General features: G+C 39.4%; 10 protein-coding genes. 3 read left to right on the top strand and 7 right to left on the bottom strand.

What is annotated here, in order from left to right; translation table 11 throughout:
• Positions 1 to 1,728, top strand: a complete 1,728-nt coding sequence (locus BWD42_RS05385) for an IPT/TIG domain-containing protein (RefSeq protein WP_077433876.1) — start codon at positions 1 to 3, stop codon at positions 1,726 to 1,728.
• A 175-nt stretch (positions 1,729 to 1,903) separates the two neighbouring features.
• On the opposite strand, the gene BWD42_RS05390 is transcribed toward BWD42_RS05385, so the two are convergent.
• Complete coding sequence (locus BWD42_RS05390; protein ID WP_077433878.1) at positions 1,904 to 4,399, bottom strand: cation-translocating P-type ATPase; 2,496 nt, start codon at positions 4,397 to 4,399, stop codon at positions 1,904 to 1,906.
• A gap of 288 nt (positions 4,400 to 4,687) precedes the next feature.
• On the opposite strand from BWD42_RS05390, the gene BWD42_RS05395 reads away from it, so the two are divergent.
• Positions 4,688 to 7,354, top strand: a complete 2,667-nt coding sequence (locus BWD42_RS05395) for a DUF6493 family protein (protein ID WP_077433880.1) — start codon at positions 4,688 to 4,690, stop codon at positions 7,352 to 7,354.
• Positions 7,351 to 8,697, top strand: a complete 1,347-nt coding sequence (locus tag BWD42_RS05400; RefSeq protein WP_077433882.1) for an SWIM zinc finger domain-containing protein — start codon at positions 7,351 to 7,353, stop codon at positions 8,695 to 8,697. Before BWD42_RS05395 ends, BWD42_RS05400 begins: the two co-directional genes overlap by 4 nt.
• 124 nt (positions 8,698 to 8,821) lie before the next feature.
• On the opposite strand, the gene BWD42_RS05405 is transcribed toward BWD42_RS05400, so the two are convergent.
• From BWD42_RS05405 to BWD42_RS05430, 6 genes are all read right to left on the bottom strand, one after another.
• Positions 8,822 to 10,243, bottom strand: a complete 1,422-nt coding sequence (locus BWD42_RS05405) for an MFS transporter (protein WP_077433884.1) — start codon at positions 10,241 to 10,243, stop codon at positions 8,822 to 8,824.
• Between the two features lie 41 nt (positions 10,244 to 10,284).
• On the bottom strand, positions 10,285 to 11,322 hold the full coding sequence (locus BWD42_RS05410) for a bifunctional transcriptional activator/DNA repair enzyme AdaA (RefSeq protein WP_077433886.1): 1,038 nt from the start codon (positions 11,320 to 11,322) through the stop codon (positions 10,285 to 10,287).
• A 134-nt stretch (positions 11,323 to 11,456) separates the two neighbouring features.
• Positions 11,457 to 13,673 carry a S41 family peptidase gene (locus BWD42_RS05415; RefSeq protein ID WP_077433888.1) on the bottom strand — a complete coding sequence of 739 codons (2,217 nt, stop codon included), beginning with the start codon at positions 13,671 to 13,673 and terminating at the stop codon, positions 11,457 to 11,459.
• A gap of 178 nt (positions 13,674 to 13,851) precedes the next feature.
• Positions 13,852 to 14,949, bottom strand: a complete 1,098-nt coding sequence (locus tag BWD42_RS05420; protein ID WP_077433890.1) for a DUF4274 domain-containing protein — start codon at positions 14,947 to 14,949, stop codon at positions 13,852 to 13,854.
• 58 nt (positions 14,950 to 15,007) lie between these two features.
• Complete coding sequence (locus BWD42_RS05425) at positions 15,008 to 15,793, bottom strand: hypothetical protein (RefSeq protein WP_217699998.1); 786 nt, start codon at positions 15,791 to 15,793, stop codon at positions 15,008 to 15,010.
• A gap of 232 nt (positions 15,794 to 16,025) precedes the next feature.
• Complete coding sequence (locus tag BWD42_RS05430; protein WP_077433892.1) at positions 16,026 to 16,613, bottom strand: hypothetical protein; 588 nt, start codon at positions 16,611 to 16,613, stop codon at positions 16,026 to 16,028.
• Between the last annotated feature and the right edge of the window lie 185 nt (positions 16,614 to 16,798).

The raw sequence follows: 16,798 nt of genomic DNA on the forward strand, positions 1-16,798 counted from the left end.
ATGAAAAAAATTAATGTATATTCTCTCTTTCAAATCTTTCTCATTACAGTGATGGGCTTTGTATGGACGGGTTGTAGTACCAAAGAGGAAATTATCCCGGATACCAAACCGCTACAGATAGAAGCGCTTCCAGCAGGAAATGTTACGGCTTCAATAGTGACCCTAAATGCCGAGGTTCAGTATCTCAATGATGAAGTCGTCTTGGACCATGGTTTTATGATCATGGGAGTAAACAACAGTAATCCCGAAAAGGTATCGCTTGGAAAGACTGTAAAAGCTGGGCCAATTAACCTCGAGTATAAATCAAAATCGGTTTTTGAGCCCGATGCTTATTATTCCTACTATTACTATATACAGACCGAAAAACAGTTATACCAAAGTAAATCCATATCTTTTATGGTTAAGGACTTTTGGGTAGATCAGCAAAGTGTATTGCCGATCACTTTGGGTGACACACTCCATCTAACCGGAAAATTTGAGCAGCTGAACAACTACACTATAGTAAAGGTAAGCAACATGTATCCGCAAAGAGAACTCAGCATAGTAAAACGGGACAAGGAGTTTATGGACATTTTGATTCCCAAAGATCTGGGGAACCATGGCCAGACCATGACAATTCTCCTCAGTAAGTCTATCAATGGGCAGAACTCCAATTTTGGAAGAGAACAAAGTCTGGCCAATATCAAACTGCTTGGGAAGGTGGAATTCAACGCGAATGGTCCACATTATTTTGGTGATGATATTCCTATCAAAAGTTATGGCCTCAGTTGGAGTGTTTCGAATTTTAACCTTATCGTTGGCAACAGCATTCTATCCTATTTCAATGACAATGACAAAATTAATCTTTCTGGGCTTAATATCACCCAGCAGTCTATCCGTTTGGGGTATTACAATGGCGTGGATACAATTATTGTCAAACAAAAGCTTGAGCTGATCCGCCCCAATCAAGACATCTTTGAAACGACAGATATTGTTGCGCATCCAAGGCAGATGAATACCATGCGATTCACCAATTTATTACGGTATTTTGGATCGGATTATTACAACATGAAAATCTTTGTAGGTGATAGTCTTTCTTCCGGACCTGTTTATTATGGTCCGGACAGTATGCATTTTCAAATGCCCCAATTGACTGACGGTAGTTACAAAGTGACTATAAATACGCCACAATATGGCAATATTGTACTCAAAAAGCCAATAGAAATTAAGAAGTTAAAATATGAGATACAAAATAAAGTTCCTTACTATATCGGGGATGAGGTCACGTTAAAAGGAAATTTTTTAGATAATTGTAATTACGTTATTAAGATAAATGACTATGAGATCTTTAGTGGGGCTGCAAAGAATTCCATGTTAAAATTTAAACTATGGAATGCCAACTTTGGGAAAGAAAGGTTTCAAGTTGGCATTGGTGGCGGCGACTACTACCCTGTTTATCCTGATGAAGGTGAAACAATTGATGTACCCGGTATTCGGATCGATAGCTTTTCGCCGACTAGCGGATATGCTGGAGATATCGTGACGATAACAGGCAAAGGATTTGCAAATATGTACAGTATGGTGAATGTTTTCGTAGGTGATGTACCTGCAAAAGTAATATCATACAATAACAACTCTGTCAAAATATATGTACCTATCACCATTCGTAAAGGCCCTGTACCGATACGGATGATGTACTACATTCCAAATGGCGAAGTGGTAGCATCACAAAAATTTGAAGCAAAATAAGATAAAGGAATTTTAGATACGATCAATTTTTTGCTTTTAGCAAATCAGTAACATCAAGGAAAGACTTTAATGGTTATGTTTTCATTCAGGAAAGTGTACCGATTAATTTTAAACCAATATGATAGATTTTCTTTTACTCGATTTCCCTAACACTTTGGCAGCAAAAAATTCGTATCTATATTCTCCTAATAAGCTTGTAGATTTCAAACCAGAGTACAGATGCAGCAGCAACAGCGAGTGCTATAGTCAATTCAGATACGCTAAGGGCTGTGACCTCAAAGAAAGAGGCGACAGGTCTGCAATATAATATGACAAATAGTAGGATAAGCACAGCACAAGAGATTCCTAGCAGTAGAAAATTACGATTCTTAAAGCTTTCGACTATGCTATAATAGAAAGAGCGGTTGGCATAGCTCAACAGTATATTCGCAAAGATCAAAGTACAGAATACCATCGCCCTTGTCTTTTCTTCGCTTCCGCCATGCTGGGCAGTAAACTGATAGCTAAACAAGATTCCGACTGTGATCGCTATTCCCTGAATGATGCTTATCCCCAGTTCGTTGATGCTTAAAAACGTCTTTCCCATCGCCCTTGGTGGCTGTTTCATCGTGTTTTTTTCAATAGGTTCATTCTCATATACAATAGAACAGGTAGGCCCCATGACCAGTTCCAGAAAGATCACATGGACAGGGCTAAATATCTGCGGATAGATCCATCCCAAAAATAAGGGCAAGGATACAGTCAAAATAATGGGAATATGAATGGAAATAATATATTGCACAGCCTTTTTGATATTGGAATAAATGCGGCGGCCAGCAGCGATGCTGACGATAAGCTTCTGCAGATCATCGTTGGTGATGACTAATGCTGCCGCTGATTTGGCGATCTCGGTTCCCTTATTTCCCATGGCCACACCGATATGCGCTGCTTTCAATGCGGGTCCGTCATTTACCCCATCTCCGAGCATGGCCACAACCTCACCACTTTTTTTCAGCGCATTGACCACGGCAAGTTTTACGTCGGGAAACATTCGGGTGAATAACGTTGCCCGTTGAGCGATAGTCATAATTTCATCTTCGGTATTCCCAACGATTTCACTGCCATTTACAGCCGGAGAAGTATTGACAATTCCTGCCTGCAAAGCGATCGCTTTTGTCGTCTCAGCATTATCGCCGGTAATCACCTTTACTTTAATGCCCGCAGCATAGATCTGCTGAAAGACCTCCCTTATGCCCTGCTTAGGCGGATCATAGAAGACAGTAAGCCCTAAAAACTCAAATTTAAAATCCTGTTGTTTTACTGGAAACTCATTTTCTTCAAAATGTGATTTGGCGACACCAAGAATCCGATATCCCTGCTGAGCAAATGTTTTAATCACCCCCCTTATCTTATCTTTGTCTACATCGGATAGCTGGGAAACGCTAATTATCGCCTCGGGAGCGCCTTTGGCCGCAATAATCCGCTCCTTTTCACTATTTTCAAAAAGATGTGTCATCATTGGCGGTCTACCCGCAAGAGGATATTCATGAAAAAGCTGATAAGCCCTTCTCAGATCATTTTTTTGTGTTTCTTCGTAGATCTTATGTAACGTGATTTCCATGGGATCAAAAGGCACAGGTTCACTGCTCCACATCGCATAGTCGATGAGTTCATTAAGCGCGCTGTCATCAAATTCACCTTCAGCATAAATGTTATCGGAACGATAATCATATAGGTGTTTTAATTGCATGATGTTGGCCGTAATAGTGCCTGTTTTGTCTGTACAGATTACTGTCGTACTTCCTAAAGTCTCAACAATACTGCTCCTTTTTATAATAATTCCTTCGCGCATGAGCTTCCAGGCACCAAGCGCCATAAATGTTGTAAATGCAACAGGAATTTCTTCAGGCAACACTGACATCGCCAGTGTCAGTCCACTGAGCAAGCTCTCCACAATATTGTGGGTATCGATATAACTGAACAGGCACACCAGCAGGAAAATAACAATTCCGATAATTGCCATTGCTTTAACAAATTTCCGAATCTGAATCTGCAAAGGTGAAATCTCTTCTTTTATCGTCCGCATGGATTCGCCGATCTTGCCGACGCGTGTTTCTTTGCCTATCTTTTGTACCTGAAAAACAGCAAGCCCCGAAACTGTTAGTGTTCCGCTATATACTAAATTGTCGGTTGTCGTACCATCCTTAAAAACTGAAAAACTCTCACCCGTGAGCGATGATTCGTTGACAGAAAAATCATTACTGTGTACTATAATTCCATCAGCATTTATCATGCGTCCTTCTTCTGTGATACAGAGATCCCCTACCACAATTTCCCGCGTAGCAATCTTTACCACCTGACTATCTCGAATGACCACACTCAGCGGCTCATTTAGTTTTTCAAGCTCTTCCAGCGCTTTCTTGCTACGGTTGTCCTGATAAAACGAAATCGCTGTTACCGCCACAATGGCCAGCAACATAAAAGCCGCTTCAGCATAGTCGCCCACGATCACATAGATCAGTGAAATAACGATCAGCAAAATCAGCATGGGCTCTTTTAAAACTCCAACAAGCAATTCCAGCCATGTACTTTTATGGCTTTCCGCCAACTGGTTATACCCATATTTTGCCCTAGCCTGATTTACTTCGTCCTGACTGAGACCTTTGAGGTGACTGGGGATATTATATGCCATAAAGAAATTGATTAATATAGAAACGATTATCTACTGACTGTATAAGAAACACCATTTCCCAAAATATGTTCTTTAGGAACCGGCATAATTTATAGAATCCCCTCTAAATCCGTTTTTTACGAGCAAGGGGATATAGCCGCGACGACCAGATGAACCCAAGCTATGATAGTTTGAGAGCTTTTTAGTATAAAATAATTACAGGCTATGCTTACTGATATCGCAAAGAAAAAAATATTTTTTATAGAAGCGCATTAGATTTATGATATTTTTGAATATTTAATTAACCGTATGAATAAACTCAAACAGTATATCAAAGACAAAAATTGGGTAGAAGTGCTAGATCAATGTAAAGTGCTGAATCCCGATGAACGTGCAGCAACTATACAATACTTGCATTCGCTGGATATTGACCGCGATATTTTAGAAAAGGATGGCCACAGCTTAGATGTACCGGCTCGACTTGATTTTTATGAGAACCGTAAACGGGTTTATGCAACGCTAAATTTTGCACTTATCGCCTGTACCCGCCAATTTGAGGATATCGCAAAGATTGAATACTTAAAAGGAGAATGGCTTTCGTGTCCTTTAACCTCCTACCTGAACAATCCTACTATTGGTGTGGAACCCTTACTGGCTTTTTATCAGCTGTTCCCGCCCGACTATCTGCATAAAATCGTTAAGGCTTCACAAAAGGAACGTTTTGGCGGCATCGATTTCAAAGTGCTATGGGCATTTTACGAACAAGGTTGGATCGCTTTTGATGAAAGCTATTTTGTTACTCGTTTGTTTACGATAACGATGTTTGACAGAGATACAGAAATGGAGGCCAATTTTTTATTGAAAAATCAGGATGCTATCGACAAGGTGTTTTTTCGATTCCACCAATATGAGATTCCTGTGCTCGACATTTCCAAATGGAAAGCCCGTGAAGGATTTGTCTGTAAAAAGGTGACTGAGTATTGGACGGAAGTTATACAGATCATGCAAGAGAAGGGCTATGTATTTGACCGCGTTATTATTCCCAATTTAATGGAATCTCTACTCAATAACTGGAAGAAACCACACTTAGATTGGCATATCCGACTGTTAAGCTTGTTTAATACTACACAATACGATTATCTGCAGCAGCAACAGCTCTTGTTTTCGCTACTGAATACCTCGAATACAAGCCTTATTAATTTTTCGGTCAAACAGATCAAGACAATCTATAAAATGGATGGTTTTGATGAAATTGGATTTATTGATCATGTGAGCAGTATTTTCCCAAAGGGGAAAATAGAAAAATCCCTGCTACAGTGCCTGGATATCGTCGAATACATTCTGAAAAAAGAAGAACATAACACGCTTGACATTTCCGCAGAGCTATCCATGCTGTTACTCCAGACGGATCCAAAATTACAGGAAAAAGGTGCCCGACTTTTAGTGGAACAAGCTGAGCCAGAGATACTGGAGGATCTGGTTGAACCGCACCGCAGTAATTTAAAACTCAAGACCCTCGAAATTCTCGGCTTAGGTCAGGCGACTCCATCCGTAGCAGAACCCGTATTTGAAGAGGAGGCGGAGCTACTGGAACAAGTCACGATCCCTTCAACTTGGGATGCTCTGTTATTTCAGATCGGTCATTTCATCAGAACGAAGTCTGCCTTAGATTTTGATCTCTTCTTAGAAGGGCTGAATCAGTTGCAGAATGATATCCCCAAAGATTACAAAAAGCAATTGAAACCTTATTGCAAGCAGCTGTTTAGCCGATTTTGGGATATTGATTACATGGGCTTTTTCGCCCAGTTTATGCACTATTGGATTGGCGATGATAATCTGGAAAAATCAAGCGATGAAAGTGACAGCATTCCCTTTGCACAGCATAAGCTGGATTGGATGCGACAAAAACTCGCAAGCAACAATAGCTTACCATTTCTGTCGACACCAAGCCACCTACCCTTTTATCTGCTCCCTAAAGTACTGGTAAAACGCTTGCTCGAGTATGAGCAAAAAAAGGTAGCTATTGAAATGGAAGATCTGATCGTGGCCTGTAACAGACTGTTATATCAACAAACTGATGAAGAGACCATTCGCCTTGTGAAGACCTTAAAGGGGAATTACGCTGCTGCAATACAATACTATTTAGGAGCTACAGACGAGGTTAAACCCACAGCGGATGTATTGGCACTCTGGACGCAGGTAACACGGATCAAACAGTCGGACCATATATTTCCGGAATTTGAAAATACAACGGCCAAAAATTATCCGGCCGTCGTTAACCCTTTTGAGATTTCATTCGAAATTATCATTGACAAAAACGAATACTCAACCTGGCACAGGATATTGCTGGAACATAATTGGAATTATAGTTGGTTTAAAAGCGAAGAAACCAAATATTATCCCCCACTCTTTTATAATACCGCGCCTTTTTCAACGGCATTTCGGGAGGCCATTGCTTTTCAACTCAGTTTAACACCTCAATACATCGGTCCGCTGCTATGCCGGTATATCCCAGATACAGCTTCGGGCAATGAAGTAAAAGAAATGGAACACGGCCTTTACCCCATGCAGTTTTTGATGGATCATCGCCTCGAAGTACATGGTAGCGGTTGGCTATATATTGCGGTTTGTTTATTGTTTGAAAAGAAGATTTCAAGGGATCTGGCGGTAGAATATGTTCAGTTTTCACTGATAGATAGAAAATGGGATCTTTCTTACCTTGCTCTTGCTATCGGGAGACTACTTGCCGGCGGATATGCACCTGTTAATAGGTTTATAGAATATTTGGATCGTCCATCTGTCTCACAGCAGATCAAGGATTTCCAATTATTATGTATGGAGAAGACCCTGGAACATCTCGATGGCCAGCATCTCCCTGTAAACAGCAAAAAATTAGTCGCTTATTATATAGAGATTTCGGCCCAACTTAATAAAGAAGTAAATCAGGCATTTTTAAATAAAGTAAAACGCAAATGAATGTAGACTTTGAATATCAGTATCAACATGCTTCTACGATCGCTACGGGGGGACGGGATAAATCCTTTATCCTGGCGCATTGTTCTGAAATTGAACAGGACAATCAAGTTCCCTGCTTTTTTCATGGGAATATTATCAATTCATTTGTCGCTTCAAAATGTTTGAGTACGCTCGGTAAAACAGTAAGCTCCCATTTTGCGATCAGCCCGGATCAGCGCATCAATATGCGTGATCCAATCGTTTCTGTCGGGAATAATCAGCTTCATTTTGAGGCTTTTTCATCCTGTAACAGTGTTTACGCTCGCATTGATGTACTACAAACAGGAATAGACGGAGAGTTTATCCAATCCGGCTGTACCAATGTGGATTTTAACGATATGACGATCCGCGCTTTTAATACCGTCGGCCGGACAGATAAATTGATCGTTGGCGTAGGTTCCAATGAGCTGAAGATCATTACAGCGCGCACGGAGAGCACTGAGAAAAAAGTGAGTTTGCCTGATCGCTGGATTAAGGGCTTGGGAAATGTCCAGGTTTACTTATCGCAAATGGAGCTTGCCTTTAAATTGAATAAAATTGAAGCTTTGCAGCTCTTTAAAGCCATACCTAAAACAGCGGTTAAGCCCGAGTACTTTTTATTTAGGTCTGGGAACAGCTATACTTTTTCCGCAACTGCCAAACACAATAGTTTAAAAATAGGAGGCATTCACAGGCTCAATCTACTAGAAAACCTATTGGTGCATATAGACAGTGTTTCTTTCTATAAACACGAAGATCAGCAAAGTACAGCGGTAGTACTTGACTTCAAGGACATACAAATGCTGTTTCTACTTTCGGAGAGCGTATACCGCGGGTTTTCCGGTGAAAGTAAGCATATCGAAAACCTGCTGGTTGAACTGCCAGAAGAATGGCTATTGGGTATCAATAATTATTTTAAAACCAATGAGGTTTTTCAGCCTACGCTGATTTCCATAGAACATGACATTCAGTTGGGGACCATGCAAACCATGCAGGCTTCACTTTCCAGTATGGGATTATTGGGTTACGATTTATTGAGCAACAATTATTTTTACAGAAAGCTTCCCTTTAAACTTTCACGCTTAAAACGTTTTAATCCAAGGTTGCAAAATGCAATTAAATTGTTTGAAGAGGATGCAGTGCTGCTCCTGCAGAATGACAAAAATGGTATTAGGGCTGAAGTGAAAGGCAGTGCTGACCTAAGTTATATTGTCGTCGGTAGAGGTAATGATCTGCAATGTACTTGTACCTGGTTTACGAATAATAGGACGAATAGAGGGCTCTGCAAACATATCATGGCGGTAAAGATGAAACTGGGCGAATAGTCTACCCAGATTGACAAGCCCTGTGCGATGGAATGGATATGAGCCCAACTTGAATAGATAAGGTTTTGTTCGGTTGGTTGGGCCGCACGTGATGAGCGGCCGCCAACATGCTACTTCGAGCGGTTTAATCCAGTTTATGTAAAGCAGCTTTTTCGGATTTATAAGAATAAGGTAATTTTGATAACATATACCATACAATGATCAGAAAAAAAATGCCCGTCGACAACCCTGTTTGTAGCGCAAAAAGATAATTATTCTTGAAGTATTCATGCTCCAAAATCGAATAAAAAATTCCACCGATGATACTTATTCCCAATGCGGAAGCTGTCTGCTGAAACGTAGAAAATATTCCCGAAGCAGCACCTGCATCTTTCTCCTCAATATTATCTAAAACCACATTTAACAGAAACGGAAGAACTAAACCGTTGCCCAATCCATACAAACCTATCAAGAGCATAGAAAGGAATGGAATGTCTCTGTGCGAAAAGAATATCATCTGTAAAACAAAGGATACTAAAATGATAGACAAACCCAATTGTAGAACACGCTTACCATATCGAGGGAGGAGTTTTCCAGCAAAGACCGATGAAATCATAAATAGAATAGCATGGGGAATAAAATACATACCGCAGGCCAATGCGGATATGCCCAATCCACTTTGTAGATAAACTGCAACAATCAATAAATAAGCAGTGTGCAGCATAAAATGAAATAGTACTGCATATAAGCCTATTTTAAAACCTTTTAATTTGAATAAAGAAATATCAATTAAAGGGTCTTGATTGCGTTTCAGTTTTCTTTGTTGAATAACAATAAAGCTCGCCAAAAAAAGGATCGATAAAAATATTAACGTATAAAACCACCAAGGAAATCCATTATCTCTACCTTCGGTCAATGCATAGATGATACAGGCCAATCCGATTGTTAAATACAAAGCTCCTTGGTAATCGAACCTCACTTTTTCCAATGTTGGTGTTTCGGTCAGATAAAAATGTATGGCCAATAAAGACAATATACCAACAGGCAAATTAATGAAAAATATTAAACGCCACCCTTCTATTACAAAATGTGTCTCTGCTAAATACCCGCCTAAAACCTGTCCAATAATGGCTGCTATGCTCAATGTTATCCCATACCAGCCGATTGCAACCGCTCTCTCCTTGCTCTCAGTGAATAAAACTTGAATTAATGAAATAGACTGCGTCACCATAAATGCGGAACTAACACCTTGAAAAAAGCGTGCGATATTTAATTGTGTCGCATTTTGGCATAATCCGCAAATGCAGGATGTGACTGTAAATGCCAGCATTCCCCAAAAGAAAACCCTCTTTTTACCGAGAAAGTCTCCGGCTCGCCCGCCAGTCACCAAAAAGCAGGCACTGCCCAATAGATAGGAGGCTATAACCAATTGTATTTCACCATCAGTGGCTTGTAGATTTGTCTTGATCGTCGGAATCGCGATATTGATAATAAAGATATCAATTACATATAGCAGAGGTGCAGTAAGCACTACACATAGTGCAAACCACTTGTTAACAGTTTTCATAAGAATAAAGGATTAGTATTGTAGATCGATAACGGGAGTGCCTAGGATTTGCTCTCCAATTCCAAAAGCCATTTTTTACGCCAGATACCGCCGCCATAACCGGTCAGGCTTCCGTCTGTTCCAACGACGCGATGACAGGGTATCAAGATCGAAATTTTATTCAAACCATTCGCGTTTGCGACCGCACGCACCGAATCTGCACTGTCTATGGCAATTGCCTGTTGCTTATAGGTCTTGGTTTCGCCATAAGGAATGTTTTTAAGCGCTTCCCATACCCTGTTCTGGAACTCCGTTCCAGGACTATATAGTGGTACTGTAAATTCTTGCCGATTGCCTTCAAAATACTCCGTCAGTTGTTTTTCCAGCAAAGGAAAATGGGAATTGTCGCCCTGCACGATCGTTGCGTTTAGTGTTTTTGCTAAATTCTTAAATTCTGTTTCCAGCATTTTCCGATCCGTAAACTCGAGAAGACATATTCCTTGAGTTACAGCACATGCATACATGGTGCCCAAGGGAGTTTCTATTCTTTTAAGATCGATTATATTTTGTTGTTTACTATTTTTGGGAGAGACTCCAAAGATATGCTTAAAAGAATCCCCAAAACCACTAAGTGATTCATACCCTGAGTTAAAAGCGACGTCTGTCACAGATTCGCCGTTTTGGATCTTCTTAAAAGCAGAATTTATCCGGTACATTCGTTGATAGGCGTGAAATGTCATACCGTGATTTTTTAAAAACCAGCGTCTCAACTGATGTGGCTCAATACCACGCTGGCGCAAATCGTAATCTTTAAATTTTAAGCTCGGATCTGCGGATAACTCAGCGATAATCTTTTTGATATAGGAAGGCGTCTCGCTCAACATTTCAAGTGGATGACATACCTTACATGCCCGATATCCTCGAAGGATACATTCCTTAGTCGATCTAAAGAATTCAATATTCTCCGCTTTCGGTTTTCTTGCTGTACAAGACGGCCTACAAAAAATACCCGTTGTCTTCACGGCAGTAAAAAACACACCTTCGTACTTGATATCTTTGTCTAGTATTGCCTGGTACATTTGCTCAAAACTTAATTCCATAATACAATTACCTATGATTATGAAACAAATTTACTAGTGTTGGAATCCATCTACAACCGAAAAATTAACAAGTATTTTTTTGTTCTAACGCTTCAAAGAAAAAAATGAAAATATACTATACTTGAAGGGGGAAATTATGGTCTCAATATCAGATCAATACCTGCTTGGAGTACCTCATCCTGATGCTTCCGGATGCCCTCAATTGTTGGATATACAACCTTATCGGGTACAATGCCTATCCCCTGTGTTTCGCTTTTATCAGGATAGTAAACCCCTATGCCAGAAAATGCAGTGGAATAGCCCAATGGAAGTGGAACCGAACTGATATTGCCATCCGCACCCGCGGTCTGAGAGCCAACCACCTGAGATCCGGGTATAGTACGAAATGCCATCACCTGAAATTCAGATGCGCTCTGGGAGGTCTCGTTAACTAGGACAACGACTTTACCGGTAAAAGCTTTCGGATTTACCGTTCCTGCCTTGACCGGACCAGTGTATCTGAACATTCCGGGACGCATGCCATTACTCGTCGAAAAGATGACAAAGTCCTTTTCTGATGGAAAGACTATATCACGCAGTTCATCATGCATGCTCGCTGATGGATAAGTACGATAGTCCAAAATAAGCCCACGTTGTCCTTGCAGGCTATCTTTTAGCCGTTGTGTATCTGAATCCTTAAACACACCGATATCGACTACCACAATGCCATCTTTCAATTTCCGGATCGCAGGATTGGGTTTTTCAGCAGCGTCCTTTATGGATTCGATGGCACGTGTGGGAATAAAAACATTCGATTCCCGACCCTCACGCTGAACTTTCAACAACAACAGGGAATCTGCAGTCCTTAACATCCGGCTCGGAAGGTCGCGCTTAAGGGCACTTTCATTAGACGCAGCGACGTATTGTCCCAATGAATCAATCATAGCAGAAACGGGCTTACCTGCGATCTCCATAATGATATCGCCGACCTGTAACTCCTGTCCTGTTTTGAACTGATCATCTGACAGCGCAGTGACCACCAGCTGATTTTGGATAAAACGGGCCTTAAACCCAACAGCACGTGGGCCAAATATATCTTTATGATAGTAATCTGTAAAGGAGGAAAACGCGTGGGTATCATTGATTTTGGAAAAAAGCTTAAGATAAGTTCCCTCCAGCGATACTTTGGTTGTCGCTCCGATAAATTGCGGTATAAAATCTGTCAGTACCTGATCCCATGGCTGTGTTGAAAGCTTTTGATTAGGGTTAAAATATTGTATCGCATTCCAGTATCGGAATAAACCTAGAAGCCGAAAACCTACGTCGGAAACCGGAACTGTCTTATAATTGTATTCATAAAACTGGGGGTTGCCAACACCATCATAATAGCTTACGTATCGGTTTGGTGCTAGCGGTAGTACATGGGACAGTACTGTAAGTTTTTCTTTGAGCTTGTTCGAATACGGTAATTTTTCTATCCATGCATCGTTGGCCGATGCTGCAATTTGCTCTTGAGCAATGGCCGGCTGCTTCACAGTTGGTTGAAAGGGTCCAAAGTGATGAATCCATTCATCGAAAAGTTGTTCGGTAGTGGACTGATCCTTACTGGCTAAAAGGTGTGGAATGAATTTGAAAAGCTCGGTGTCCATATCCCATTTTCCTGCAGTAACGGCTGGATGAAAGTATTTTAACATCCCCCAGATCTGGGCCGTATGGGTTAATTTGGTAATATTATCTGTTGTCAGTGGTATTTCATTCAACTGTGACTTAAAATTATAGATGGTATCGGCTTTGTTAATACTTGGATATTGCAGCGCCTGAGTATAATCCTTACCATCTATTTTAAGACTAAGATCAGCGAACCAGGCTGTTCCCTTACCAATGATATAAGTCGCAATGGCAATACTCCGTGTTTCCTTTGGTTTTAGCTTGAGCCTGACACCAAAGGTTTCCCAGTCATGCGTTCCATTCAATTTCAGGGATTCCATATTCTCGATATCAACTTTGGGTTTTAATTGGAGAAATAATCCGGCAAATCCATCAGGAGCTATATTTTCTGTCTTGATTTTTCCTTCAAAAGCGATCTCTTTCCCTTCCAGGTTTTCAGGAATATTCAGCATCAAGACACCCGAATACCCGTTGCTGTCGGTTATACTGCTAATTTTTAATTGCGTTTTATCGGGCTTCGTGCTATGCTTTTCCATGTTGAAAGAGTAGCCTCGGGATTCCGCCATGAACCAACCTGCAGGCAGCCCGTTTTTAATAATCTGCTGATCAACGTTATAGGATTTGACTTGTTGCGCATGGGTAAAAACTGAAATAAAAACAGTCAAAACAAAGGTCAACAGCAAAGGCATGATTACTTTCCTCATAATATAGATTTATTAGCAAAGACAAGATAGCTAATATACTTCTATAATTAATGTTAAATAATACTAAATAACTACAATGTCTAAGGAAAGCGCCAACGAACGTTTATTACCGGCTCACATAAAGTTATTAGCGATTCACTAAACTCCGGATTTTTGATTTACACTTAATGCGACTGTCTCACATTCTGGGCGTTTCGAATGAACAATTATGTATCAGATCTTTAATCAGCTTTTCTTCCAACTTTTCAAGCTGATCTGAAATAACCAAGAACGAAAATAAGATACCACCTTTTTCCACTAAAATAAATATCAGGAATTTTAAATTTTCTACATTATTTATTTTGACCTGCATTACTTTACTGACTGCAAACCATACATCGTTTTTTTTAATGCGAATGATCTTTTCAAAGTCTGCTTCAACTGCTACTATTTCAACAAAAGCCTGAATATAAAAAAACTCATTGCGCATCATTGTCGAAACATTGGCGAGTGCATTTTCTAACTGTAACGCGCGGCTGTTAAAAAGAAATAGAACAAGTAGGATCTCATCATTCTCAATGACCAGATTTGGCATTATAATGACCTTTCTCAATTGTCTCTCACTTACTCCGGACAGATCTTTTAGGCCTGATGGAAATGTATAACAAGCTATAAAATCCTTTATTGTATTTTCCTCTACTTTTCTAAAACCTCCTTCAGGAACTTTAAAAATAAAATTATAATTAGCAGCTTTCACACAAAGACCATCGGAATTGCTAACAATTGTTATAGTTCCATCATAAAACTTCAAATTTCTGCGATGAAAATTATCTGAAAATGATATTTCGCACTTCTTTCCTTTTGGTTTACCAAATATAACTGAATCATTTTTAATGAATTTCTTTAACTCCTCTTCATCAAAGGTTAATGTTTCAGGGTCATTCTTAGGATCATAATAAAATTTTTCATGCTTATAAAACCCAGTATTCATATGGCTAATAATGGTGTGTACCAACTTGTAATCACCTGACCCCTCGCCTTTTTTTAAATATCCCTCTACATCAGCCCTATGTAAGATCATCTTAGCGGTCGAAATATCACAGCAAGGATGGTTTACAATAGAAAGTAGCAAATTATTTCCGTCATCGTAATTGTGTTTTTTTGCAATAAAGTCCAACTCAATTGGTTCGGTAATTTCTGCTAGCAACTTTATATCAAATACATTTTCTTTAAAACTGTATTCAAAAAATGTATCGCTTAAAAATTCGGCTCTTTTCTTTGAGATCTTGTACTTCATGAATATAATTCTATTAATCTTGAACTTATGAGCATAATTCGCTTATTAGGAAGGAGACTTATCCCTGCCTTTCGATTTCTTCAAAATACGACATTACTTTCTTGTCGGTTTCGTTATGCATAATAACTCCATCGTCAAAAAGATCTCTCCTCAATTGTCTGTATAACAATACTCCATTTCTCAAACTATCTAATAAAGATTTCCTATCATACATGGGGAGAGTGAGTTTTAGTTTTTCGAGATCTGCGGAAGGCAAGTCCAATTCGACTTTTCTAACACCCCGTGGTAAATTGTCATTTTTGATATGCAACAATGGACCAAAAACAACCGCCCGTAAAAATGCCATAAAGTCGTGTGCTTCAAAGTATTCCCCCCGTCCTATTTTCAACAACGCATAATGTACCCAGGTCCAAAAACGGTCTTCAATCCATTGATAATCTGGATAAGGAAACTTTTCAACTGTCTGAGAAATTACTTTTTCCAGTTGTTTATCTTTATCGATTAGCAGTGTTGGATTTTCGATACGGACTTTAAATTCATCAATTGTTAAAAATTTTATATCAACATGCAAAAGAGGATCGGCATAAAGACAAATTAATAATCTTGGTTCTCCGACGTGCTCTCCGGTAAAACCGGACAGAAAATTTCCTAATCTTTTTGCGTAGTCAAGCATAATATTTTTGTTGTCGGAAACTCGCTGTCTCGTTACCAAAACTAGATCAAGATCTGAAAAGTCATCTATTTCATTTGTTAGCCAGGATCCCGCAATTGCCAAACCAATCACATTGTCGTCCGGTTCTAAAATTTCCTTTGCCTTATATGCAAATGCTTGTTGTATCATCATACTTTTCTAAAAATTAGCAATTCACTTAGTTATTCAAGTATTGTTCTATATCAGATATATCTGGCACCAAAAAAATCATACTGCATTAAGCTCCTTAAACAACAGCCTTTTGTTATTTTCTAAATTTATGAAAAAAGGTGAAACTTTCATTTTCACTCGATACGATGTTAGTGAGGGGTGAGTTTTCCATTAACTAGGCCATTCTCTATGAAAATACCGGCACGTGACAACTTCAAATAACCTCTTTCAACCAATTGGTATACCAATCTTCAAAAGACACCCTCGAGCCATTAGTATCTAATAAAGGGGTTATTCCCCCATAGTCAGGCCTCTCATCAGTCCAAATATTGCCGTATTCAATTCCATTTACAACCAAAAGATAAGTACAACCATGTCCAATATGGCAAATCTGCAAACATCCATGTATATGGCCTGTATCCATATATGCATTTAACTGATTTTCATCCGGTCGCTCTCCACTCTCCCAATCAATATCAAAAACCCAGTCTTCATTCCAGCTTTCAGAATAAGTAAATGGCATTGTCAGATCAATAGCAGGTTTTGTTCTAAGTTTAAAGTCTATCATTGATTCCTCTAAGGACAAAAGTCCATATTCTGGTCCACTGCAACCATTCCCTATTTTGGTAATGAAGTCTCTATAATTTTCAGGAAACCTAATCCTTAGATTGCGTTCAATATAAAAAACCTCGGATTCGGGAATAGGAGGATTAAGAAAAAACTCTTTTGGTGTAATTTTATTTAATTTATTCGGGTTATCCTGTAGAAAGCGTAATTTCTCTTTGATGAAATTTATATCCATGCATAATTCTATTTTTGTGACCTCTCACCAAAAAACTGAAGTATTTAAAAGTAATGAATTCGGTGATGAATTACTAATTTTAAAAGGAAGTCCCTTTTGGTACCATTAAAAATTACCAAATTCTTATTATGTACGCTCATATGGCTGGATGGTTCGCCGTCGGGTTTAAAACACTTGCAAAATAT

It is taken from the genome of Sphingobacterium sp. CZ-UAM, from assembly GCF_002000245.1.
GTDB lineage: Bacteria > Bacteroidota > Bacteroidia > Sphingobacteriales > Sphingobacteriaceae > Sphingobacterium.